This is a genomic window from Acinetobacter lwoffii (assembly GCF_029024105.1).
GTDB classification, from domain to species: Bacteria; Pseudomonadota; Gammaproteobacteria; order Pseudomonadales; family Moraxellaceae; genus Acinetobacter; species Acinetobacter lwoffii.
On the sequence record NZ_CP118963.1, the window covers coordinates 1,276,781 to 1,298,821 of the forward strand.

27 protein-coding genes are annotated in these 22,041 nt (G+C 40.8%); 15 read left to right on the forward strand and 12 right to left on the reverse strand.

Features of this window, described 5'->3' with window-relative positions; genetic code table 11:
• The first annotated feature begins 9 nt into the window (after nt 1–9).
• The 6 genes from PYW33_RS06080 (at nt 10) to PYW33_RS06105 (ending at nt 7,236) form a co-directional block, all read left to right on the forward strand.
• Nucleotides 10–4,530, forward strand: a complete 4,521-nt coding sequence (locus tag PYW33_RS06080) for a translocation/assembly module TamB domain-containing protein (protein WP_004645378.1) — start codon at nt 10–12, stop codon at nt 4,528–4,530.
• Nucleotides 4,531–4,855: 325 nt separating this feature from the next.
• The gene (locus PYW33_RS06085) at nt 4,856–5,059 is read left to right on the forward strand and encodes a hypothetical protein (RefSeq protein WP_004278758.1); all 204 of its coding nucleotides are present in this window, start codon (nt 4,856–4,858) and stop codon (nt 5,057–5,059) included.
• Nucleotides 5,060–5,368: 309 nt separating this feature from the next.
• A complete protein-coding gene (locus PYW33_RS06090; RefSeq protein WP_004278756.1) occupies nt 5,369–5,638 on the forward strand; it encodes a hypothetical protein in 270 nt (89 codons plus the stop codon).
• 157 nt (nt 5,639–5,795) lie between these two features.
• Nucleotides 5,796–5,936 carry a hypothetical protein gene (locus PYW33_RS06095; protein ID WP_004645377.1) on the forward strand — a complete coding sequence of 47 codons (141 nt, stop codon included), beginning with the start codon at nt 5,796–5,798 and terminating at the stop codon, nt 5,934–5,936.
• A 159-nt stretch (nt 5,937–6,095) separates the two neighbouring features.
• Nucleotides 6,096–6,383, forward strand: coding sequence for a hypothetical protein (locus PYW33_RS06100; protein WP_004278754.1), 288 nt, complete (start codon nt 6,096–6,098; stop codon nt 6,381–6,383).
• 652 nt (nt 6,384–7,035) lie between these two features.
• Nucleotides 7,036–7,236 (forward strand): hypothetical protein, encoded by a 201-nt coding sequence (locus PYW33_RS06105; RefSeq protein ID WP_004278753.1) that lies wholly within the window; start codon nt 7,036–7,038, stop codon nt 7,234–7,236.
• A 230-nt stretch (nt 7,237–7,466) separates the two neighbouring features.
• On the opposite strand, the gene xseB is transcribed toward PYW33_RS06105, so the two are convergent.
• On the reverse strand, nt 7,467–7,661 hold the full coding sequence (gene xseB, locus PYW33_RS06110) for an exodeoxyribonuclease VII small subunit (RefSeq protein WP_004278752.1): 195 nt from the start codon (nt 7,659–7,661) through the stop codon (nt 7,467–7,469).
• Nucleotides 7,651–8,922 carry an exodeoxyribonuclease VII large subunit gene (gene xseA, locus PYW33_RS06115; protein ID WP_004645376.1) on the reverse strand — a complete coding sequence of 424 codons (1,272 nt, stop codon included), beginning with the start codon at nt 8,920–8,922 and terminating at the stop codon, nt 7,651–7,653. Before xseA ends, xseB begins: the two co-directional genes overlap by 11 nt.
• A gap of 350 nt (nt 8,923–9,272) precedes the next feature.
• Here xseA and PYW33_RS06120 point away from each other — a divergent pair, with 350 nt between their 5' ends.
• From PYW33_RS06120 to PYW33_RS06160, 9 genes are all read left to right on the forward strand, one after another.
• Complete coding sequence (locus tag PYW33_RS06120) at nt 9,273–9,707, forward strand: I78 family peptidase inhibitor (protein ID WP_004645375.1); 435 nt, start codon at nt 9,273–9,275, stop codon at nt 9,705–9,707.
• A 113-nt stretch (nt 9,708–9,820) separates the two neighbouring features.
• Nucleotides 9,821–10,180, forward strand: a complete 360-nt coding sequence (locus PYW33_RS06125; RefSeq protein WP_004645374.1) for a hypothetical protein — start codon at nt 9,821–9,823, stop codon at nt 10,178–10,180.
• 119 nt (nt 10,181–10,299) lie between these two features.
• On the forward strand, nt 10,300–11,001 hold the full coding sequence (locus PYW33_RS06130; protein ID WP_004282341.1) for an IS1 family transposase: 702 nt from the start codon (nt 10,300–10,302) through the stop codon (nt 10,999–11,001).
• A 184-nt stretch (nt 11,002–11,185) separates the two neighbouring features.
• Nucleotides 11,186–11,455, forward strand: a complete 270-nt coding sequence (locus tag PYW33_RS06135; RefSeq protein WP_004645372.1) for a hypothetical protein — start codon at nt 11,186–11,188, stop codon at nt 11,453–11,455.
• 297 nt (nt 11,456–11,752) lie between these two features.
• On the forward strand, nt 11,753–14,392 hold the full coding sequence (locus tag PYW33_RS06140; protein WP_004645371.1) for a bifunctional aconitate hydratase 2/2-methylisocitrate dehydratase: 2,640 nt from the start codon (nt 11,753–11,755) through the stop codon (nt 14,390–14,392).
• Nucleotides 14,393–14,527: 135 nt separating this feature from the next.
• The gene (locus PYW33_RS06145) at nt 14,528–15,301 is read left to right on the forward strand and encodes a hypothetical protein (protein ID WP_016807062.1); all 774 of its coding nucleotides are present in this window, start codon (nt 14,528–14,530) and stop codon (nt 15,299–15,301) included.
• A 9-nt stretch (nt 15,302–15,310) separates the two neighbouring features.
• Nucleotides 15,311–15,847 (forward strand): 3'-5' exonuclease, encoded by a 537-nt coding sequence (locus PYW33_RS06150; protein ID WP_004645369.1) that lies wholly within the window; start codon nt 15,311–15,313, stop codon nt 15,845–15,847.
• A gap of 15 nt (nt 15,848–15,862) precedes the next feature.
• Nucleotides 15,863–16,084: a hypothetical protein gene (locus PYW33_RS06155; RefSeq protein ID WP_004645368.1), complete on the forward strand. Its 222-nt coding sequence runs from the start codon at nt 15,863–15,865 to the stop codon at nt 16,082–16,084.
• A 301-nt stretch (nt 16,085–16,385) separates the two neighbouring features.
• Nucleotides 16,386–17,405: a tyrosine-type recombinase/integrase gene (locus PYW33_RS06160; RefSeq protein WP_004645367.1), complete on the forward strand. Its 1,020-nt coding sequence runs from the start codon at nt 16,386–16,388 to the stop codon at nt 17,403–17,405.
• Here PYW33_RS06160 and PYW33_RS06165 read toward each other — a convergent pair.
• Genes PYW33_RS06165 through PYW33_RS06210 form a run of 10 tightly spaced genes read right to left on the reverse strand, consistent with a single transcriptional unit; the run spans nt 17,398 to nt 21,900 of the window.
• On the reverse strand, nt 17,398–17,691 hold the full coding sequence (locus PYW33_RS06165; protein WP_004645366.1) for a hypothetical protein: 294 nt from the start codon (nt 17,689–17,691) through the stop codon (nt 17,398–17,400). The genes PYW33_RS06160 and PYW33_RS06165 overlap by 8 nt on opposite strands.
• A complete protein-coding gene (locus PYW33_RS06170; RefSeq protein WP_004645365.1) occupies nt 17,691–18,005 on the reverse strand; it encodes a hypothetical protein in 315 nt (104 codons plus the stop codon). The genes PYW33_RS06165 and PYW33_RS06170 overlap by 1 nt, the downstream gene beginning before the upstream one ends.
• On the reverse strand, nt 18,002–18,163 hold the full coding sequence (locus tag PYW33_RS06175; protein WP_004645364.1) for a hypothetical protein: 162 nt from the start codon (nt 18,161–18,163) through the stop codon (nt 18,002–18,004). Before PYW33_RS06175 ends, PYW33_RS06170 begins: the two co-directional genes overlap by 4 nt.
• Entirely contained in the window at nt 18,156–18,413 is a 258-nt protein-coding gene (locus PYW33_RS06180) for a hypothetical protein (RefSeq protein WP_004645363.1), read from the reverse strand. Before PYW33_RS06180 ends, PYW33_RS06175 begins: the two co-directional genes overlap by 8 nt.
• Nucleotides 18,413–18,643, reverse strand: coding sequence for a hypothetical protein (locus PYW33_RS06185; RefSeq protein WP_004645362.1), 231 nt, complete (start codon nt 18,641–18,643; stop codon nt 18,413–18,415). The genes PYW33_RS06180 and PYW33_RS06185 overlap by 1 nt, the downstream gene beginning before the upstream one ends.
• Nucleotides 18,640–19,299: a hypothetical protein gene (locus PYW33_RS06190; protein WP_004645361.1), complete on the reverse strand. Its 660-nt coding sequence runs from the start codon at nt 19,297–19,299 to the stop codon at nt 18,640–18,642. Before PYW33_RS06190 ends, PYW33_RS06185 begins: the two co-directional genes overlap by 4 nt.
• On the reverse strand, nt 19,296–20,243 hold the full coding sequence (locus PYW33_RS06195; RefSeq protein WP_004645359.1) for a recombinase RecT: 948 nt from the start codon (nt 20,241–20,243) through the stop codon (nt 19,296–19,298). The genes PYW33_RS06190 and PYW33_RS06195 overlap by 4 nt, the downstream gene beginning before the upstream one ends.
• A gap of 1 nt (nt 20,244) precedes the next feature.
• Nucleotides 20,245–20,751 carry a hypothetical protein gene (locus PYW33_RS06200; protein ID WP_004645358.1) on the reverse strand — a complete coding sequence of 169 codons (507 nt, stop codon included), beginning with the start codon at nt 20,749–20,751 and terminating at the stop codon, nt 20,245–20,247.
• 1 nt (nt 20,752) lies between these two features.
• On the reverse strand, nt 20,753–21,556 hold the full coding sequence (locus PYW33_RS06205) for a hypothetical protein (protein ID WP_004645356.1): 804 nt from the start codon (nt 21,554–21,556) through the stop codon (nt 20,753–20,755).
• Nucleotides 21,553–21,900, reverse strand: coding sequence for a PWWP domain-containing protein (locus PYW33_RS06210; protein ID WP_004645355.1), 348 nt, complete (start codon nt 21,898–21,900; stop codon nt 21,553–21,555). The genes PYW33_RS06205 and PYW33_RS06210 overlap by 4 nt, the downstream gene beginning before the upstream one ends.
• Nucleotides 21,901–22,041 lie beyond the last annotated feature (141 nt).

Genomic DNA, 22,041 nt, shown 5'->3' on the forward strand with positions numbered 1-22,041 from the left:
GGGTAGATCATGGTCGAGAACCAACCACAGCCAGAACAAGAACCACAAGATAGCGTTGTGCCGAAAAAGCGCCGTATATTCAGAAGCATCCTATTGTCGGTGCTTTTTTCGCTGATTTTTCTGCTGTCTGTGTTGGCTCTACTGTTTTCGACCAATCAGGGCAGTAAATTTCTGCTGGATCAGGTGCTGGAACGCCAGCAAATTATTCAATATGAATATGAAGGCGGCAATTTATGGCGCGGAATTATTCTTAAAAATGTGCTGGTCAGCCTGAAACCAGTCGATGTCAAAATTGATCGTGCTGATGTCAAGCTGGGTTGGCGCGCGATTGTCAAAAAAGAAATTCATCTGACTGAAGCCGATGTCCTCAATCTGCAAATTATTAACAAGCGACCTTCAACGGGCGAACCGTTCAAGTTTAATGCTATCCGTTTGCCTTTTATCTTGCGCGTTGATCATCTATTACTCGATCATCTGGTGATTAAAACCCAGACCAATGCAGTCGATTTCTATAATATTGAACTAAATGAGGCACTCTGGTCTGGTACCGAATTAAATTTTGAAGATTCCCGTATGGACATGGGCTATCTGTCGGTACGTGAAGCCACGGGTAAAATGCAGTTTGAAGGCAAATATCCTCTAGATGCCACAGGCATCGTCAATCTGCCTTCTTTAAGAGACAGCTTGAATATTCATGATATTCAGGTGCGGGCACGCGGAACACTGGACACGATTCAGGCTGGCGTAGCGACCAATACACCTGATTTATTAACGGGTTGGGTTATCGTGCATCCGATGCGTCCTCAGGTACCGATGCGCGGCGAGTTGAAGTTCAAGGATTATCACTGGCCTATTCTGGCCGAACAGAAACTGTTTACCAAAGACGGTATTGCCGAGTTTAATGGCGATATCAAGCGTCTGAACCTGAACGTCCAGACTGACCTGATTGGGGAAAATATTCCACAAGGTCAGTATAGTGCGGTGATGTATACCGATCTGGTCAATCAGCTGAATATTACCGACCTAAATGGTCAGTTGATGAAAGGCGCAGTTAGCCTTGCCGGGACAGTGGGCTGGAAAGATCGGGTCAGCTGGGATCTGGCTGGGCGTTTGAACGGGATTGATCCTAAACATGAGCGCATTCCGCAAGTCGTACAAGATTTCTTGCCGCCAAGTCTGGATGCGAATATTGCTTCTGCGGGTAACCTGGAAAATGGCCTGCACCTTACTGGACTGGTTGATTTCGACCGTTATGAAAGCTGGAAGCTGAAGTTGGATCAAAACCCGGTCAAAGACAATAAAGCGCAGCCGATGCTGCTGGATGTTGCCTGGAAAAATATTGATCGCGCCGTACCTTATGTGGGCTGGCTCAGCAGTGAGTCTGGCGATGTTAAATTGGCATTGGTTGAAGGTCAGCAGAATATTCATGTGGCCACTAAAGTCGAGCAGCATGAAGAAGGACTTCTGCCTGCAGGTATGTACCAAGCCAAGCTCAATCTGAACAAAAATATCCTGAATGTCCCAAGCTTTAATTACAGCGCCAATGCAGCAGGCAGCTTAAGCGGCAATGCACGGATTGAACTGCCACAGGAAAAACGTCAGTTAAAATGGACCGCGGTATTAAATGCCAAAAATTTGAATACTCAAAGTATTGCCGCAGCTTCACCGGTAGATCGTTTGAATGGCCAGGTTAAAGCCAATGGTTATGCGCAACCGAATCAGCAGATTATTAAACTGAATAGTGTCGACCTGACCGGACGACTAGCGGAGCAAAATGAAACCGTACGTTTGACCGGAAACAGCACCATTGCCTTGTTATTCCATAATGAAAAAGCGGGTGGTGGTTTTAAAGGTTATGCGGTCAATTATGATGGTGCTTTAAATGCCAGCCAGCTTAAAGCCAGTCAGGGTATGCTGAAACTGCGCGTTTCAGGCACACCAGAAATGTTGAAGATAAATGAATTTCGTCATGATGGTGTGGCTGGCAAGATTAATGCCAACGGTCTGGTCAATCTGGCGAATGGCATTGGCTGGGATATCAACGCATCCTTAATCCGCTTTAAGCCGCAATATTTTAATGCCAAACTGAAAGGTGAATTGTCAGGCAATGTGCAAACTCAAGGGGTGTGGTCAGATGCCTTAAAACGCATTCAGATTCAACGCTTGAATCTGGCCGGTATGCTGAATAACAAACCGGTACGTGGCAAGGGTAATTTATCGGTCATCATTAATTCAAACCAGCGTGGTTTTGTCCCAGAGCAGTTTGAAGCCAATAACTTGTTCCTGTCTTATGCCAGCAACCAGATTCAGGCGACTGGTAATGCGCAGAATCTGCAACTCAAAGTCAATGCACCGGCGCTGTTTGAGCTGTATCCAGGCTTAAGAGGTCGGGCGCAGGGCTATATCAATATGCAGGCACAGCCTCGCTTACAGGCTTCGGCTAACCTGTCTATTGATAATTTTGCCTTTAAAAACTTGTTTAGCGTGCAGAAAGTTCGTGTTCGCGGCCAGTTGCCGACATCGCAAAGCACACCAACCTTATTGACTGCAACCATGGATCGTCTGCGTAGCGGTTCACGCGAGATTGTACGTGGTGAGATCTCACTGGCCGGTACCCGTGCTGCACACATTCTCAAAGTGCAGGCCGAAAACCGCTTGTCCGAATTCTTTGTGCAGCTTGCCGGCGGTTTTAATGCCCAGAATAACTGGCTGGGTCAAATTCAAAGAGGTGATTTCGACTCTTTACGTGCCCGTCTGGTACAGCGTCAGAATGCAGCCGTGATTTATAACAGTGCTCAATCGGATCTGTTCATCGGTGCTCATTGCTGGATGAGTCAGCAAAGCCAGTTGTGTTTTGATCAGCCGATTCGGGTCAACAAAAACCGTGGCAGTGCCTCTTTTATTACCCAAAACCTTGATCTGGAAGATTTCAGTGCATTCTTGCCTGATGGATTGGCGTTGACGGGTAAAGTCAATGGTTATGCCAAGGCTGCCTGGGCGCAAGGTGCCAAACCTAAAATTGACGCACGTCTGGTGACGCGTAATGGTGTGGTGGGCTTATCTTCTGAAGATCCGGATTATTTGGGTTCTACACTGAAATATGATGAAGTCGGTCTGGTGGCAAAAAGTGTGGCAGATGGCTTGCAACTTCGGCTAGATGTTAAAACACCAGATATTGGAACCGGCTATGCCAATGTCATCATTGATCCATACCGTGACAGTAAACCGATGCGTGGCGAAATTGCCTTTAACCAGGTACGGCTCAAAGTCTTTAAGCCATTTATTCAGGACATCCGTAATCTGGACGGGATTTTATCTTATGCCGGAAAAATTAGCGGAACTTTAACGGATCCTTTGCTTGAAGGTGAGGTTCGTGTCAAAGATGCTTCAATCAGCATGATCTCCCTACCGGTGAATTTGACCAATGTACAGCTCTATTCATCCATACGTCAGAATTCGGCCAGCATCAATGGCGCATTTAACAGTGGTCGTGGTGTGGGTAAATTAACCGGATCGGTCGACTGGAAAGGCGATCCGCGAGTGCAGTTAAAACTGCAAGGTGACAATCTGCTGATTCGTCAGGCCCCATTAATTACTGCTGTGGTGACACCTGATTTGACTCTGGACATGTATCCATTTAATAAAAAACTGAGTCTGAGTGGCACAGTTGATGTACCGCGTGCGCTGATTTCAATGCCTGAAGCCTCAGAACCTGTAGTCGGTTTATCTTCAGATGTACGGGTCGTACGTGAAGGTGATGATCAGCTGGCGATCTTGAAGTCGGCACGTCCTTGGGATATCCGGGCAGATGTCGCTGTTTCTTTAGGGAACCAGGTGATTTTCCAAGGCTTTGACAGTCGTATTCCACTCTTAGGTCGAGTCAATCTGTCACAGCGTGGTCTGGAAACTGCAATGCGTGCCAATGGTGCAATCGGGGTATCACAACGAGTAAAAATCGAAGCCTATGGCCAAAGTCTGGACCTGAATCGTGCTATCGCACGTTTTAATGGTGAACTCACCAATCCGACACTGGACATTGATGCCAATAAATCGGTTCAGGGTAGTACAGTGGGAGTGCGCGTAACAGGGACTGCATCGAGTCCCAGTATTCAGATTTATAATGATGCGGGCTTGTCAGAACAGGAAGCCTTGAATGCCTTGATTACCGGTCGTGTCAATGAAGGTGTATCTGGTTTAAGCCAGGCTGAAGGATTTAGATCTGATGTAAATAATACGATCGCTGCTGCGGGGATCAGTCTGGGCTTGGGTGGCACCCGCGCACTGACCAACCAGATCGGGCGCAGTTTTGGCTTAACTGGTCTAGCTCTGGATGCCCAAGGTACAGGAGATGATACCCAGGTTTCTGTGACTGGTTATATTACGCCTGATTTATATCTTCGTTATGGAGTCGGCGTGTTTACACCGGTGAATAAGCTGACTTTACGTTATCAGGTAAATCAGCGTCTGTATTTAGAAGCGAGTCAGTCTTTAGAACGTGCGATTGACTTGTTCTATAACTGGCGATTCTAATCCGAATAAAAAAGCCCTAAAATTTTAGGGCTTTTTTATGATGAGACAGGACAAAGATTTTATTGGCTATAAAGTAGATTGATTTATAGGCCAGCAGAAGCATTGATGTCTGAATCCAATCTCTATACATATACGACAATAAATCGCGAGTAGAGAAAGAATTTAGGGTTAGCTTTTATGCTGAAGAAAACTGCTCGTCGCATAAGTCAGCTATCACATATAGAAAATCAATTAAAACATGCAATAACAGACTGAAAATCAATAAACCCATAATAAAAATAGGTGTATATTGAAAATACGATTTCACGCATAAGAGCATCTTCGCATGTCGACTAAATTTATCATCCGTTTTGCTGCGATTCTATTTTCTGTACTTATTTTGACTGCATTAGCCATTCAATTTTTCTTTAAACCGGACGTAACCGTAGTTCTATGGATTTTCGCTGTACCTTTCATTTTGGGCATCCCAATTTTGGCTTCTGTTGTATTGACCACCAATGATGAACTTGATATTCATAGCGTTAATTAGGCTTGAACCTTAAACTGGCGCATTTAAAGTGCATCTAATCTTTGCTGATAGAGCAGCCGGCATTTGCACTTAGTTCAAAAAAACAGGCCTTATTTTAAAGCAATGCCAGTCAGTTAAGCATGCACTAGAAAATGTAGTAAAAATGAGTGTATGTTTACGCTCATTTTTTTATCAGGTTATTCCAGAATTTGGATTTAACTCTCAAATCATCATGATTTACATAAACTCTAAGAAATAAGGGAATATTCTTATCATTATTCATTCAAAATAGGTCTTCATCATAAAACTCATCATTTTAGAGAAAACAGAATGCCTAAAAATAATTATCTATCAGCTCTAGAACAAGTTTATGACTTTTTAAAGGAACGACCAGGTTTTAAGGATAAAAGTGAATTTGATAAAGCGGTAGAATATTTTAGAACTCTACATGAAAGTGATCCTCTGGATTTCAGAGTTCAAGCACCGAATACTGTCGCTGGAAAATTTGGGGCTAAAGAGACTATAAATTTAGGGTCTATGCCAGAATTCAGTAATAAGGAAAATTTCCTTAACTGGATAGATACGCAAATTAACCACTAGTTGAAGGACTTTAAGCAAACGCATCATGCGGCAGGTTTTCATTTATTATTCATACATTCATTAACATGTAGTACAGAAAACAATCGAAACTGAGTTGGAAAACTACAAATTTGAATGATAACTTTATATTCAAATCTTCCCAGTAAAGAGGTGAGCAATGAAGTTGTTGACTTTGGTTGGTATGGGAGTAGCAGCGAGTTATTGTTATAAAACTATGAAAAATGGCAAGCTTGCTCTTTCAAAACCTGACTTTGATGAAAGTGTAAAACGATTTGTACTGCAAGAATTTGCAGCTTAGTTCTTCACGATATATTTTCCAAAAAGGCTCATCGGAAGATGGGCTTTTTTATTTTCTAAAAATTTATAATTCTAATATTCAGATTAAAAGCAGTTTAATTATAGCCACCATGTTATAAACCTACCTCGTGATCTATTTTAAATAATTAAATGAGAGCTAATGGATGATGAAGATGGAAATGAATGGTGCGAGCTTATATATTCTGAAGCCTTGAGAATATATAAACCAACAAAATACAACACAGTCAACAAACTGAGATTCTTTGCGCTGATTTTAGAATTATTCGCAGAAATGCAGCATGAGGATGTAATAATTCAAGTAAAGGCCGTGAATGTAAAACTTAAATTGAGATCTAAAAATTACATTTTTTGGGTGTTTGAAATGCCTGATTTTCAGGATAAGACGTTATTTTTAACTTATATGTCTAGCAAATTAAGTCAGCTATAAGGTGTCGTTGAAAGCTAAAATCGCCAATTACTTCAACAAGTATAGTTATTTTTTATAAAACTATAATTTTTTTATATGTTAATGGTGTATTTATATATTTTTATCAATAGCTTGCTTATTCTCTAGTCGTTGCTCACTTTGACAACATACCTGAATCAGCGCAAAAGTGAAAAGGGGAAGACCTATCGAAAGATGGGCTTTTTTAATATGTATAGCTTATTGAACGAAAAGTAACTTAAAGCAAATGTAAGAAAACAGTTTATTAATACTCTCTATACTTTATTGGTAAATTCACAGTGCTATATTCGTTTTGCGAAAACAAGAAAACGCAAATAATATGAAGAAAATGACTACAGCACTAGCCCGCTTATTTGAAAAAGTAAGTGGGCTTTTTAATTGAAAAATTAATGTAATATTATGCTAATGTATAAATTATAAGTTTATATATAATGCATGAATAGATTCTATCGCTGTAGTTTCTTTCCAATTTCAGCCTCCTTCCCTAAGGAGGCATTTTTTTTGTCGGTAGAAAATAATGTTCCAATGACTATTGTGTTTATTCAGTTACACAAATGATCATCGTTGACTATTGAATGAATCTTTCAAATATTTGAGCATGATATTTTATTAGTTAAATAAGTGATGGATCGCCATGATAGATGAAGAAAAGCCTTTAAACTTCGACAACGATAGTGAACCTCAAGATTTCGAAGATGAAGAATTTATCGATGATAAGAAAGAGGATGAAATGTACAATGCTATTACCAAAGATGGTTCTAGTGTTGATCCTGCGGATGATGGGACGCGTCATATTCGCCCTGAAGACGGTGATCCGATAGAAGTTGAAGAGTAATAAAAAGCCCAATTTAATATTGGGCTTTTTTATCGTCTGGTGGATGAGAATGAAAATACAATTTTTCCCATATGGAATTGAGCGGATTTATCAAAAACCCCATCTAGAAAATTTAATTATTCATTGAAATGATTTTTTTTCACTTAATAAAAAAGCCCTCATTAATGAGAGCTTTTATGTCAATTCAATCTAGCAAAATAGCCTAATAAGATATTTAAAATGGGGTGCAATTAATCGTTAAACGTCTCATTTAAAGCAGTTTGAACCGCTTCAACCCGGGCCTTGCAAGCTTTATAGGCAGTCATGGATTCTTCCACGATTTTCATCAAGTTATCAATATCCGGTTCTTGCTGAGATTCGAGCAGTTCCGCATTCTTTTTCAAGATGTCATAGCCTTGTTGGAAGCTCAAAGTATCATGATTCATGAGGAAGTACCTGTATAAGTTGTGCTGAAAAAATGCCGTCATGTAATTCGACTTCAACCAGATCGCTGGACTGAATCTGTTGAATAGAGGCAACCATATGTTCTTGCTGGCGCACGATGGCATAACCCTTGGATAAAACATGTTTAGGATTTTGTAGTAGCGTTTCCCGCATCAGGGCATCGAGCTGTTGATTGATGAGCAGGGTATGCTGTTGGGCCAGACTGGCAGTATTGGCCTTGATCTGTTGCAGACGTTGCAGCGCATCCATAATCTGGTTATTGGCCAGACTTTGAATCAGTTTCAAAAATTGATCATTCTGATTTTGATAAGCCTGAATCTGTTGCTGAGATAAACGCTGAATGCGCTGTAGATAATTCAGGACATCCTGGGTTAGTTCAAAGATATGATTGCGGATTCCTGCAATGACTTTACTCGGAGTATCAAAGGAGCGATGCGCAATCTCATCCAGAATGGTGCGGTCTTTTTCATGTCCGATGCCGACCCAGACCGGCACCGAACGCTTGCAAAGCAGTGCAGCCAGATCATAATCATTCAAATAAGCCAGATCATTGACTGCGCCACCACCTCGTATAATCACAATCAGATCCGGTGCTGTACTATAAGTCTGTGCCCATTGTTTAAGTGCTTGTGCCAGACTGTACATAATACTTTGCGGGGCAGTATTTCCCTGAAAAGTCGCACTGTAATAGATAAACTCACACACTTGCGCACGCTGCAGTGCATCGGCATCTTTTTTAAAATCTCCCAGGCCTGCTGCATTTTCGGGAGCAATCACCAGAATCCGGTTCAGGTCAAAAGGGCTGGGCAAGTTTCTATTGCGCTGAATCAGTCCTTCAGTCGCCAACCGCTCAACAATCTGCTGATAACGCCGGGCAATATCCCCAAGGGTATAGCCCGAATCAATCTCGACAATATTTAAAGAAAAGCCATATTGCGGATCGAAATTGGCTTTGACTTTAATCAGCACTTTCAGATCGCGACTTAACTCAATTCCGCTTTCACGTTCAAACTGCGTGACAATTTTCTGGGCACTAAATTTCCAGATGGTCGCTCGGCAACTGGCAATCACCTGATCGCTATCTGCTTCTTTTTCTGCCAGCTCCAGATAATAATGGCCGGCTTTAATGCTTAGATTACGAATCTCGGCTTTGACCCATACTGGTGTATCGAAAGTGAGTTTGACTACTTCCTGAACCGTAGCAAGATATTCCTTGAGGGAGAGTTGAGGGTCGTTTGTCATGCCAATAGAAAGTTTAAAATTCAATCAAATATTAAATCAATCCAGCACAGATCACAAATCTAAAAATGAAGTCATATTTGATTTGTGTAATGACAATGCAATGCTATTGAAATGCATAATCACTTAGTTCAGGCGATTCGTCTGGGATTTTCGTATTTTGGAGAGGTTCTTCTCTTCTGTTTATCTTGTTCATTGAGAGAATTTATAGCGTTGAAGTCGTTAATTCACAAAGGTCCTATTTCTATTCTTTAATGAAAAAGTACGGTTAAAAATGTACACAGACTTGTGTCTGGCAAGGACAAGGAAATATGCTAAATTGGTGAAGAATTATTGAAGAAGAATAGGCTCTCATGAAAAAAACAATGCTGTTCGGTTTGCTGGCTGTCGCTCTAAGCGCATGTACCACCACGCCGCAATCTGAGACGGAAGCTCCTAAAATAGGTTCAGCGAATCCTGCAAGCGCTTATTGTGTCAATCAGGGTGGCAAGCTTGAAATTCGTACTGAAAGCAATGATCAGGTGGGATATTGCCATTTAAAGAATGGTCAGGTGGTCGAGGAGTGGGAATTATTGCATATGAATCAACCTAAATGTATTGCTGATCAGGCGACAGCGTTGGTCGGTCAGTCCAATTTGACTGAAGCGCAAATCAAGCAGAAAACTAAGGCACAAATCGTACGTATGGTCGAACCGGGTCAAGCGGTGACGATGGATTATCGTGAAGAACGAGTGACTGTAACTGTAGATCCTGCAAGTAAAAAGATTATCGAGGCTTCATGCGGTTAATTACACAAAATGAAAAAGCCCATTGATGGGCTTTTTTTAATTCATTACAACTGGCATTTTGAAATGACAAATCTTCCCCGATCTTTTATATTGCCCCTCGGAAGGAGAAATTCATGAAAAAGTTATTGGCTTTATCGTTTATGCTGGCGCTTGCCGGTTGTGCCGAGAAGAAACCCTTAACCCCTGAAGAGCAGTGGCAAGGTTATTGTCGAAGTGTCGGTAATGCGGCGCGTACCATTATGCTGGATCGTCAGAATGCGATTGAGAAAGAAAAAGCAATCGAGCATGCCAACAAGATCGACGACGAAACCACCAAAGGTTTTATCCTGAATATTATTGATGAAGTCTATGCAATTCCAGCCGAAGAGATTAAGGCAGATGTAAAAGCAGCCCGTGAAAAAGTCCGCGCTGAATTTACTGCAAAGTGTATTGCGACACCGCATGATGAATTACCAGATTACAAACCGTTCTAAGGAACGGTTTTTTTATATCTGGATAAAATTATCCAACCCATATTTCCCATTAAACGTATTGGTGGTGTTTCAAAAAGTATGCTGAAAAAAAGCAGGTTGGATTTTGATAAAATAGAGAAATGCGAATAACTCTAGAAATCAAGTGTCCAGCCTGCCTAAGTGACAGTATAAAGAAAAATGGCACAAAAGTAGATGGTAAGCAAAATTACCAATGTAAAATATGCAGACGTCAATTTATTGGTGATCATGCTCTCAGTTATCAAGGCTGTCACTCAGGTATCAAAACCAAAATATTACACCTCATGGTGCGAGGCAGTGGTGTCAGGGATATAGCAGAAATTGAAAGAGTAAGTATCGGTAAAGTTCTACGGACACTTAGCCAATCAAAATATCAACTTCGAGCACAGCAAAGTCATTATGAAACCCTTGAAGTAGATGAGTTTTGGACTTTTGTTGGTCATAAGCAAAATAAACAATGGCTAATTTATGCCTATCATCGAGAAACAGGTGAAATTGTTGCTTATGTATGGGGTAACCGAGATTTAGCCACTGCAAAACGACTTAAATTAAAATTGAAGCAGTTAGGTGTAAGCTATACATGTATATCAAGTGACCATTGGGATAGCTTTGTTACGACCTTTAAAGAATGCAAACAGTTGATTGGTAAATTTTTCACTGTGGGTATAGAAGGCAATAATTGTCGATTACGGCATCGAATCAGGCGAGGCTTTAGGAGAAGCTGCAACTTCTCCAAAAAGCTTGAAAATCATTTCAAAGCCTTTGATTTAGTGTTCTTTTATATCAATAATGGATTCGTTTAATGCCAGCATACTTTTTGAAACACCACCAACGTATTTAAATATAAGCATCTTCAAAAGACTAAATAATAAAAATAGCTTAAGCAAAATGTACACGTTGTGACAATTTCTAAATCTAAAATATAGAAATACTTATCTTTATATTGAATAATGAATTTAACTCCAATTAACCGAGGAGTAGCACAATATGGAAGTCGTAAGATATTTGCATCATTCTGATCTGCTGCTGGAAGATGAAGAGGGCGTGGTCATTATTGGCGGCAGTCGCTATGTACTCAGCGTCGGTGACAAAGTCGTTTTAAAGAAGATACTAGAACAAGATAAAAAGCTTTATCAGGTTGATATTTCCTTTGCCAGCAATAATCACAGTAGCACCTATGAAGATGAATGCGTGGTGAAATTCCAAGGCTGCCGAGACTCATATCAGCAGTATTTAAACTCGACCACTGTACACTAAGGTGGAGTATCTTTTTAACTTCAAATCAGGCAACATCAGGGTTGCCTTTTTTATGCATTAAATTCAGTTAAAAGGGCCTATTCATGGGCTTGTTTCGTGTGGTGTAAGCTGGAACTGATTATGGAATAATCATTAAGAGCATCATTTAGTTATAAAATAACGAGCATCACGAAGAAACACTTGAGTTGCATTAACTTTTAACTGGAAATTTAGTAAAATTTCGGAGTCCATATTATTTATGAAGCTTGGAATAAGCAGGAATTCATAAGTAATTTTTTAAAAAAGAGGAATAACACTGTGCTAGAAGCTTACCGCCAACACGTTGAAGAACGTGCCGCACTCGGAGTCCCACCGAAGCCACTTGACGATGCCCAAACAGCTGCATTAGTTGAACTACTAAAAAACCCGCCAGTTGGTGAAGAAGCATACTTGGTAGATTTGCTTGAAAACCGTGTACCAGCAGGTGTTGACCAAGCTGCATATGTAAAAGCTGCGTTCTTAGCTGCATTGGCAAAAGGCGAAGCAACCTCTCCACTCGTTTCTAAAGAACGTGCTGTTTACTTACTAGGTACTATGCTTGGTGGTTATAACGTAGCGCCTTTAGTTGAACTTTTAGACAATGCTGAGCTTGCTGAACTTGCAGCTGAAGCATTGAAAAAAACGCTTCTTGTATTTGATGCATTCCATGACGTTGCTGATAAAGCAAAAGCTGGTAACGCAAATGCTCAAGCAGTTATGCAGTCTTGGGCTGACGCTGAATGGTTCACTAGCCGTAAAGACGTTCCTGAAGAAATCAAACTGACTGTTTTCAAAGTAACTGGCGAAACCAACACTGACGACTTGTCACCTGCACAAGACGCTTGGAGCCGTCCAGACATTCCATTGCACGCAAATGCAATGTTGAAAAACGTACGTGACGGAATCAATCCAGAAGTTCCTGGTGAAGTGGGTCCACTTAACCAGATTAAAGAACTGATCGCGAAAGGCAACCAGGTTGCTTACGTGGGTGACGTTGTTGGTACAGGTTCATCTCGTAAATCTGCAACTAACTCTGTACTTTGGTTCTTCGGTGACGACATCCCGCACATCCCGAACAAAAAAGACGGTGGTTACTGCCTAGGTTCTAAAATCGCTCCGATTTTCTTCAACACCATGGAAGATGCGGGTGCATTACCGATCGAGATCGATGTTGCCAACATGAACATGGGCGACGAAATCGTTCTTAAGATCGATCACGCTGCTGCTAAAGTAACTGCGTTCAAAGACGGCGCACAAATCGCTGAAGCTGAACTTAAAACTCCAGTACTTCTAGACGAAGTTCGTGCTGGTGGTCGTATTAACCTGATCGTAGGTCGTGGTTTGACGACTAAAGCGCGTGAAGCTTTAGGTCTTCCAGTATCTACAATGTTCCGTACTCCGGTTCAGCCTGCTGCAACTGGTAAAGGTTTCACTCAAGCTCAGAAGATGGTTGGTCGCGCTTGTGGTCTTCCTGAAGGTCAAGGTGTACTTCCAGGTACTTACTGTGAACCTAAGATGACTACTGTGGGTTCGCAAGATACAACTGGTCCAATGACTCGTGACGAATTGAAAGACTTGGCTTGCCTAGGCTTCTCTGCTGACCTTGTTATGCAATCTTTCTGTCATACAGCTGCGTATCCAAAACCAGTTGACGTTCAAATGCAACACACGCTTCCTGATTTCATCATGAACCGTGGTGGTGTTTCTCTACGTCCAGGTGACGGTATTATCCACTCTTGGTTAAACCGTATGCTTCTTCCAGATACCGTTGGTACTGGTGGTGACTCGCATACTCGTTTCCCAATCGGTATTTCATTCCCGGCGGGTTCTGGTCTTGTAGCGTTCGCTGCAGCAACTGGTGTTATGCCTCTTGATATGCCTGAATCTGTACTTGTGAAGTTCAAGGGTAAAATGCAGCCTGGTATCACGCTACGTGACCTTGTACATGCAATTCCTTACTACGCAATTAAGGAAGGCGACCTAACTGTAGAGAAGAAAGGTAAGAAAAACATCTTCTCTGGTCGTATCCTTGAGATCGACTTAACAGAAATGGAAACTGACCTGACTGTTGAGCAAGCATTCGAGCTTTCTGATGCTTCTGCTGAACGTTCTGCTGCTGGTTGTTCTATCACGCTTTCTGAAGAGAAAGTTGCTGAATACCTTCGTTCAAACATCACCATGTTGAAGTGGATGATTTCTGAAGGTTATGGCGATGCGCGTACTATGGCTCGTCGTGTTGAGAACATGGAAAAATGGTTGGCTAACCCAAGCCTGATCAAAGCGGATGCTGACGCTGAATACACGAAAGTGTATGAAATCGATCTTGCAGACATCAAAGAACCTATTCTTTGCTGCCCGAACGATCCAGATGATGCGAAACTTCTTTCTGATGTTCAAGGCGCGAAAATTGACGAAGTATTCGTTGGTTCTTGTATGACGAACATCGGTCACTTCCGTGCGACTGGTAAGTTACTTGAGAAAGTTCCAGGTGGTGCGTTGTCAACTCGTTTGTGGATTGCTCCACCTACGCGTATGGACGAACATCAGTTGATGGAAGAAGGTTTCTATAACATTTATGGTAAAGCTGGCGCGCGTACTGAAATGCCAGGTTGTTCATTATGTATGGGTAACCAAGCACGTGTAGCTCCGAACACGACTTGTGTATCGACTTCTACGCGTAACTTCCCGAACCGTTTAGGTCAAGGTGCTAACGTTTACCTGGCTTCTGCTGAACTTGCTTCTGTTGCTGCTGTATTGGGTAAATTGCCTTCTCCAGAAGAATACCAACAGTACGCAGCTCAAATTGACAGCATGTCAGCTGACATCTATCAATACTTAAGCTTCGACAAGATGAGCGAATATACTAACGCCGCTAAAGACGTTGATACGAAGAAAATTGCTGCTGCTCAGTTGACTTAATGAGCTAGGGTTAAGAAAAGTCGAAAGGCTTTTCCCTAGCGCAAGAGCAAATCTATGATTTGCTTTGAAAATTAAGTAATAAGCGGTATAAGATAAGGGCTGAGTAATCAGCCCTTATTTTTTGGTCGGTCAATAATGAATGCTTTCATGAGATGGTTTGAGGAAGTCCGGTTAGTGCATGGATTTCTTTTATGTTGTTTTTTCGCTGTTTTGTTTGCAGGTCTACTAAATCTATTCAAAGATTGTTTCAGCGAAGAAATATTTGGAATTATAACTAATGTAAGTATTGCTTTAGCAGCAAGTATATTTGTTTCTTTTTTGTGGAATAAGGTAATTTTTGATGCAACTAAACATTATAAGAAATCTGGCATATTAGATTATTTTGATGATTTTTCAAAAGTAGAACAGAAATTAAAAAAAGAATTTCGAAATTGTAAAAATATTGAAATTTTCTTCATGTATGGAAGTACTTTTTTAAATAGTAATAGTTCACTTATTAAAGAAGCATTAGCCAAAAAAAATAATGTAATAACTTTTATGTTAGCAGATAAAGAAAACCCATTCTTAAAATCATATCAGAATTATTGGGAATACCCACCGGGGCGATTTGAAGAACTGATTGATACTACTGTAACGAATCTAATTAAATGGCATCAAGATATTCCATCACATGAAAGGGCACAATTATTTATATATAAGTACACAAAAGGATGTTTTACTTATAGCTATTATAAAATTGATGATAAAATATATTTTGTTCCTAATAAAGCTTTCTCTGAAAAAACGTTTAAGCCAATTACTGTTTTTGCAAGAAAAACCACAGACTCTAATTGTTTATATCAAAGAGTAACTCGTGAAAAAGATGCGATGATCTCGACTAATGAGTTATCACAAATTTATCCTACCTAGGTTTATATAATGTATTGTGTTCTAGATTTAGAAACTACAGGTATTAATCAGTTTTATGATCAACCAATTGAGATTGGTGCAATACTAGTAGATAAGAATCTAAAAATTCTTGATAGATTTCATTCATATATGCATATTCCTGAAACACTGAAGTTTTCTAATTCAGCTAAAGAAACTCATGGATTAGATGAGAGTTTTCTCAGAAATAAGCCGACTCAAGCTATGGTATTAAAAAGATTTTTTCATCAATTTGGATATGATTTTAGATTTGTAACTTGGAATATGTCTTTCGATATTGGTTTTTTTAGGCGTATGTGTTATGAAAATAATTTTCAAAAAGAATTCGATAAACTCAACTATAGACATTTAGATCTACAGTCTATGTTTTTCTATTACTGTGAAAAAAAGGGATACCTTAATTTAAGATCCTTAGATGATGCTTGTCAACATTTTGGAATTTCTAGAAGCCAATATCACAATGCTCTAGAGGATGTACAAATTACTTATAATGTATTTAAAAAATTAATGTCTAAAGTAGATTATTAACTTGGCTGATTAGAAATGCCCAAACAATCCCGCTTCCTCTGTATCGGTGGCTTCCTCAACGGAAGCCAAGTCAAAGACCAAGGTGACAGTTTTATCTGTGTCGAAAAAGGCAAAAATGTCACTTATACCAAAAAGGAAATCTTCCATCCTGATTCATGGGATCACGACTATTATGTTTGTGAAACGACCACAGACAAACAGGCACGAAATTGGGTTTATGACATTGAGACAAAATAATATTTAATTCGATAAAGAAAGACATGGGTTGGCGTTATCGTCAGCCCATTTTTATATCCGTTTTAAAATATTCAGACAATAAAAAGCCCCATGGTTAAGTGCTATCCCAAATAGCTGAATTATAATAATATTCCATGGGGTTGTTTAATAAGACTATATAAAACAACAAATTAAATAAAAATGAATAACATGATCCACCTTAAAAACTTCTTCTTAAACCCATTCTAATTGAACATATTGGACGTTTTGGACGAAAAATAAGTTAAGATGAAAGACTATTTACGCCAAGATTACGCCAGAAATGAAACTACCAAAAGCAAGGAAACGTGGAGAGTCATACCGCATTGAGCTGATGTTTAACGGTAAGCGCATCAGTGCTACGCGAGACACTGAAAAGGAATGTGAGCAATGGGCCATGCTCAAAATTCTAGAATTAAAAACTGAGCAAAATAAAAATCAAAGCGAAGTCAAACAACATTATCCATTTTCCGCACTAATGCATAAGTACTATGAGGAAATTGGAAGGCACAAGAAGTCCAGCAGAACCATCAGGATTTCAATTAAACAATTTCTTGATACTTATCCTGTTATCTCGGAAATGTCAGTGCACGACATTACGCCACAAATTCTGACTGACTGGCGCAACTCAAGATTAAAAAGCGTGAGTGTTGGTACTGTACTTCGCGATATATCTTTGTTTTCAGCTATCTTCACTTATGCCCAGAAAGAGCTTTTCCTTATTGAAAGCAATCCGTTCTCCATGGTTAGCAAACCATCTCAGCCAAAATCGAGAAATCGACGCATAAGCAATGCTGAAATTGATTTGGTGCTAGAGGCTCATAATTATGAGAGAGGGCAGACCCCAACCGAGATACAGCATTTTATTGCCTGGGCTTTTCTTTTTGCTATTGAAACAACTATGCGGCAAGGGGAGATACTATCCATTAAAAGGTCGAATATCCATAAAGACTATATCCATCTGCCTGACACAAAGAATGGCCATTCGCGTGATGTGCCATTGATGGATAGTGCGAAAGAGTTATTAAAACTAATTCCAGACAATGGATCCGACAAGCTAATTGATATAAGCAGCAGCACTTTTCAAAATACGTTTAGTAAAAGGGTGAAAAAGGCGAATATCAAAGAATTACATTTCCACGATACCCGACATGAAGGGATTACCAGATTGGTTAAATTAAGAAAGGTGCCAATTGAAATTCTAATGAAAATTACCGGTCACAAGACTGCCGGCATTTTGATTAATACTTACTACAACCCTACAGCAAGCGAAATCAGTGAGATGCTGAACGGGTCTAATTGACCCGTTTTGCTCCGCGTTTATTTCTTTGTGGCTTTGATAAGATCATCATGGCCACCTTGGTTTCATAAAGATGCTTACCTTCAGTTCCTTGGTTATAACCTTCCAGCTTTTTGATGATTGTGGTTTTGGCTAATCCGTATTTTTCAACCAACCACGACACCGGAACCAAAGCCGGCAAATCCTCCATCTTAAGCTGAACAATTTTCCCGCCAAAGATGTTCTGTCCAAGATAAAGCTGAGGCTCTACATCAGCTTCAACCGTGATTGTGTATTTTAATGCTCCCATCACAATCCCTCCAATTTCTTATCTACCTTAAGACAACTTTCAACATCTGCGATGGCTTTTTCTAACTTATCTGCATACATGGACCAGTTTAGCAATGCCTGTCCAAACCATGTTTTTGTAGCGATATTAAATCTTATGCTCTCTAAGTGACTTCTAGCATCCTCTAAGCCACCATACTGCACAACCAACTCATGACTTTCGACAAGGCGTTTTAGGTTGGTATAATTTAAGTCCATTACCAGTGGAGCATCATCAGTCAAAATATGCTTCGCGTATTCCCACCCAAACTTTTTAACAAACTCATTTGCTTTCAAGACACTTCTCCCAGACTTTTCACTACAGCTTCAGGCAACCCAAACACATCTTTAAAAGCCTTATCAAATTCACCGCTTTGGATGAACTGATCCATCAGATTTACTTGCTTATCGATCTCTAATTCTTCGTCGACATTTGCTTGTTGAATTTCAGTCATTGGCTGGCTCCTGTGCTTCGATCATCTCTAAAACAGCAATACAGCAATCTGAGTAACCCTTATCATATTCAGTCAAACGACCACGCCAAGCAGGGTCTTTGTGCTCATTGCAGAATTTCCTTAATACTTCCGGCACCGCTTGGGCTTTGGCTTCCTTCCACGCATCCCATGCAATCTTTTCTGACGCATACTCAATATTGTTATCATATTGAGCAAACCATTCCTTAAATGCTCTATCTTGAATATCCATCACGCCACCTCAAACGGCTTATATTTCTTAAATTCTTCAAACAATTGAGTTGCTGGCTTATTCAATCGGCCAGTCCCTGCAATCACCACATCACGCGGGAAGTTCTTATTCACCACTTCGCAAAAGAAGCGAACACCATGCTGATTGACCGTTGCTCTGTAGCCAATACTAAGCAGCCAGATAATGAATGCTTCAGTCATGAGCGGATGAACTAGAGTTGGTTTTTTCATGCTGCTTTCACTCCCTTGCTACGTTCAGCCATAAGCTTTACGTAATACTCCTGACAGTGCGGAATCTTGTCTTTGATCTTCTGGATGATTGACTCATCACGCTCAATGGCTACAGTGGTCAGGCGTTCACGAATGTCGATCCTCTCAACCATGTCGATCAACTGCTCCCGATCATCCCAATCCTTTGTGAGTTCCAGTGGAGTGGGAAATAACCAGAAATCCACCTCAGCAACTTCGCACTCATACAGCCACATATATGCCTGCATCTGAACGTCATAGCCTGCCTTTTTAACCTTCTCCATGGCTTCATCAACAAAGAAGGGGTGGGTGCCAATATCCCAGGTGCACTTCGTGTCGATAATCAACTTGCGCTCCAGATCCAGCACATCACACTCACCAGTGATCAGGTCATTACTGACCCGACCAACATGTTTTGTAAGCTTGCGAAATCGCATCTTTCCAGACATTTCAATCGCCACATCTTCAAGCAGATTTCCTTTGGCTGTGTACTGGTTGCCAGTGAACGAGCGGAAGCCATAAAGGTCTTCTTTCACAATCTTGCGAATAGAGTTTTTAGCATCGCTTGTAAGCACTTCGCTTTTCAGCTTTGGTGTGCCAATCAAGTTGCTTAAGGAAGAACAGCGAAATAACTTCATGGCAGCACCTCCACAGCTTGACGTTGCGCATCTGTCAGCGCGTATTCACTCAGCACATAATCTTTCTCGAATGCACCACCTTTGATTTGCTCAAGAAGCACTGGGAACTCAGCATCTGGAACAGTCATCTTGGTTTCAATTGCGCCTACTGACTCATTATGGTCGATGTAATCAAAATCATTGGTCTCTACATCACGAACAATCGCCTGATCCGCAAGTTGTGCTGTCTGCATTTCAATAGAAAGTGGTGCCTGTTTAGATAACAGCAGCTTGGTCACAGTCTTAAGAGCCATAGCTTCAAACTGGTCATGCCAGACACTTGAACCCCACTCGCCCTTACTTTTCTTTTCTTCAGCAGATTTATAGGTTTGACTGTATTTTCCTGCATGCTTAAGAACATCAGCCTTACTCATATACAGTTCAGCAGTAAAACCATTCAGCAGTTTAAAGAAAGCAACATAGCCAATCGCTTCACCTGAATTAGGTATAGTCCAATCAAACTCATAACCAAGTAATGGATTGGCAGAAACCAACTGGCCTGGATAAACAGGGGTTGCAGCGATACGGCTGAACTGACCTGAGCGCTGTGCCAACTGGATGAATCCCTTATATCCAAGTTGAAATTGAGCCTCTGTTACATACTCAAATTTGTTTGTATTAGGGTTTTTACGCTTCGTGTTGAATGGAACGATGTAAGCAAAGCCGAGATTATTATTTATTGGCAAGTCTAAAGTTGCAGCCATCATTGCAGCGTTAATTACCGTCGCAGGTTCAGCCTTTTTCAAATAACCTTGATTCGCAACCTGCATTACAGAGGCTAAAAATCCTTGAGTTTTTTTCCCTAGAATTTCTTCAAATTTTTGACGAATCTTTGCATCACTAACGTACTGTTTAATGTTCGCAGGAGCAGCAACCTGATCTTCTGTTTTCACTGGTGCATTCATCTCAAACCACCTCTTCAAATAGTTGTTCCGCGTACTCATTCACAAGACGCTGTAATTCTTTAATCTGCTCATCATTCAGCGTAAATGTCTGACCTTCCTCAGCTTCAAAGTTCCAAACATCCAGCAGCGTTACAGGCGTATCTTTCACGACCAACCATGAATCAATATCCACCGGTTCTGCAAATCGCATATCACCATCCGGACTGCGCATTTCAGTCATCGTGTGAGGCAGTACAGCCACCGAACAGTCGGCCGTTGCCCACAGGTTTTCACCAATCTGGCGATATAAACCAAACATCAGCACGTTATCTTCAATTGAAATATCAGAATCCACCTTGAAACTCGGTAGGTCTGAAAAGTACAAATCACGGGTGAAATCTTCATTTACCTTGCAATCAATTACCTTGGTGCTATGACCATCACGGCACAGAAATAAGGACTGGTTTCCGATGTGGTTGATGGGGCGCATTGCCGCACCACATCCACAGAATTGAGCGTAAGTGTTCATTTCACACCCCCCTTTCGATGCGAGCTTTTTCAATAGCTGTTCTAATTTTATCTAGGGTAATCTTGTGGTCGGACACTTGAATTTTTGTGTACTCCTGACACCCTGAATCAAATGCAATAAACGCCCTGCAAAACAAGTCTGGCTGACCAGCTCCACTCTTACCATTTACTGTGACAGTCCCGTTTTGGATAGACTTGCTTAATGCCCAAAGCACTGGCGACATGGTTTGATCTTGCAAAACAAGTTTTGTATATCGCTCTGCAATTACTTCAGCATCGTTTGGTTTTAGGAATATCTGCAAAACCGCAGCAGCTCTCACAGGTGACGCAGACACTGTTTTCTTCGCTGAAGGTGTTGCCAGTAAAAAAAATGGGTCTATGCTGTCACCAAACACTGAGTAATAATTAAGAACATCATCAGCAGTAAGTTTTTTTTCGCCATATATGAATGTTGAAATCTTATTGATAACTTCAGTAATGTTGCTTTCAAGCTTGGTTGTGTCTGAGTGTGTGCGTTTTACACCAATGTCCACATTTTTATAAGCATCAACAGGGACACCTGTTACAACCAAAACATGCTGAGCAACGCCAGACTTAACAATTGCTGATAAGCGATGCTGCCCATCAATCAAGACGCCATTAACATCAAAAGCAATTCCTTGATGAGTAAGCGAGTACTGCCCTTTAATCATGGCTTGTGACAGTGACTCAACCCAAGTCTTACGAAGCTTCCTGTTGCTGGTATTTTGCTTGAGGTATATTTCAGCTTTTTCAGGAGTGATTAACTCAACATTAGCTTTCATCATTTCACACCCCCAACAATCGCAGCATTAATCTTTTCAATCTCATAACGATCAACATAGGCATTCACAGTCTTGTCAAAATGCACCACGCTTAGAATGTCCAGAAACTCGACTGATGCATCATCTAAGGCATACTCGACATAGATGCTGTAATCGTCGGCTTTGACAGTAGCAATGCAGGTTTCATGGCAAGCGCGTTTAAGCACTTCATATTTTTGAGCGGTGATAACCACTTGAGGATTATCATCAGCAACTTTGGCAGGCTGGAAAGCGTAAGCTACTGCTATCCCCGCGCTGATTGATGCTGCAATGAATGCAGACTTGAGAATATTGGATTTAGTTGTCATAATAGTCTCACTCAGTAGGGTGATGGGTCATGCTCCAGGTTGTTACAGCAACGCTGGGGCTTTTCTTTGTTTGTGAGATAAATATAAGAAAACTTAGTTTTAGTGTCAAGCAGAAATATAAGAAATGTTAGTTTTATTTTT

Excerpts from the sequence above, each read along its gene's own strand:
- PYW33_RS06080 (WP_004645378.1), top strand. The coding sequence starts at position 10 with ATGGTCGAGAACCAACCACAGCCAGAACAAGAACCACAAGATAGCGTT.
- PYW33_RS06085 (WP_004278758.1), top strand. The coding sequence starts at position 4,856 with ATGTCGACTAAATTTATCATCCGTTTTGCTGCGATTCTATTTTCTGTA.
- PYW33_RS06090 (WP_004278756.1), top strand. The coding sequence starts at position 5,369 with ATGCCTAAAAATAATTATCTATCAGCTCTAGAACAAGTTTATGACTTT.
- PYW33_RS06095 (WP_004645377.1), top strand. The coding sequence starts at position 5,796 with ATGAAGTTGTTGACTTTGGTTGGTATGGGAGTAGCAGCGAGTTATTGT.
- PYW33_RS06100 (WP_004278754.1), top strand. The coding sequence starts at position 6,096 with ATGGATGATGAAGATGGAAATGAATGGTGCGAGCTTATATATTCTGAA.
- PYW33_RS06105 (WP_004278753.1), top strand. The coding sequence starts at position 7,036 with ATGATAGATGAAGAAAAGCCTTTAAACTTCGACAACGATAGTGAACCT.
- xseB (WP_004278752.1), bottom strand. The coding sequence starts at position 7,661 with ATGAATCATGATACTTTGAGCTTCCAACAAGGCTATGACATCTTGAAA.
- xseA (WP_004645376.1), bottom strand. The coding sequence starts at position 8,922 with ATGACAAACGACCCTCAACTCTCCCTCAAGGAATATCTTGCTACGGTT.
- PYW33_RS06120 (WP_004645375.1), top strand. The coding sequence starts at position 9,273 with ATGAAAAAAACAATGCTGTTCGGTTTGCTGGCTGTCGCTCTAAGCGCA.
- PYW33_RS06125 (WP_004645374.1), top strand. The coding sequence starts at position 9,821 with ATGAAAAAGTTATTGGCTTTATCGTTTATGCTGGCGCTTGCCGGTTGT.
- PYW33_RS06130 (WP_004282341.1), top strand. The coding sequence starts at position 10,300 with ATGCGAATAACTCTAGAAATCAAGTGTCCAGCCTGCCTAAGTGACAGT.
- PYW33_RS06135 (WP_004645372.1), top strand. The coding sequence starts at position 11,186 with ATGGAAGTCGTAAGATATTTGCATCATTCTGATCTGCTGCTGGAAGAT.
- PYW33_RS06145 (WP_016807062.1), top strand. The coding sequence starts at position 14,528 with ATGAATGCTTTCATGAGATGGTTTGAGGAAGTCCGGTTAGTGCATGGA.
- PYW33_RS06150 (WP_004645369.1), top strand. The coding sequence starts at position 15,311 with ATGTATTGTGTTCTAGATTTAGAAACTACAGGTATTAATCAGTTTTAT.
- PYW33_RS06155 (WP_004645368.1), top strand. The coding sequence starts at position 15,863 with ATGCCCAAACAATCCCGCTTCCTCTGTATCGGTGGCTTCCTCAACGGA.
- PYW33_RS06160 (WP_004645367.1), top strand. The coding sequence starts at position 16,386 with ATGAAACTACCAAAAGCAAGGAAACGTGGAGAGTCATACCGCATTGAG.
- PYW33_RS06165 (WP_004645366.1), bottom strand. The coding sequence starts at position 17,691 with ATGGGAGCATTAAAATACACAATCACGGTTGAAGCTGATGTAGAGCCT.
- PYW33_RS06175 (WP_004645364.1), bottom strand. The coding sequence starts at position 18,163 with ATGACTGAAATTCAACAAGCAAATGTCGACGAAGAATTAGAGATCGAT.
- PYW33_RS06180 (WP_004645363.1), bottom strand. The coding sequence starts at position 18,413 with ATGGATATTCAAGATAGAGCATTTAAGGAATGGTTTGCTCAATATGAT.
- PYW33_RS06185 (WP_004645362.1), bottom strand. The coding sequence starts at position 18,643 with ATGAAAAAACCAACTCTAGTTCATCCGCTCATGACTGAAGCATTCATT.
- PYW33_RS06190 (WP_004645361.1), bottom strand. The coding sequence starts at position 19,299 with ATGAAGTTATTTCGCTGTTCTTCCTTAAGCAACTTGATTGGCACACCA.
- PYW33_RS06195 (WP_004645359.1), bottom strand. The coding sequence starts at position 20,243 with ATGAATGCACCAGTGAAAACAGAAGATCAGGTTGCTGCTCCTGCGAAC.
- PYW33_RS06200 (WP_004645358.1), bottom strand. The coding sequence starts at position 20,751 with ATGAACACTTACGCTCAATTCTGTGGATGTGGTGCGGCAATGCGCCCC.
- PYW33_RS06205 (WP_004645356.1), bottom strand. The coding sequence starts at position 21,556 with ATGATGAAAGCTAATGTTGAGTTAATCACTCCTGAAAAAGCTGAAATA.
- PYW33_RS06210 (WP_004645355.1), bottom strand. The coding sequence starts at position 21,900 with ATGACAACTAAATCCAATATTCTCAAGTCTGCATTCATTGCAGCATCA.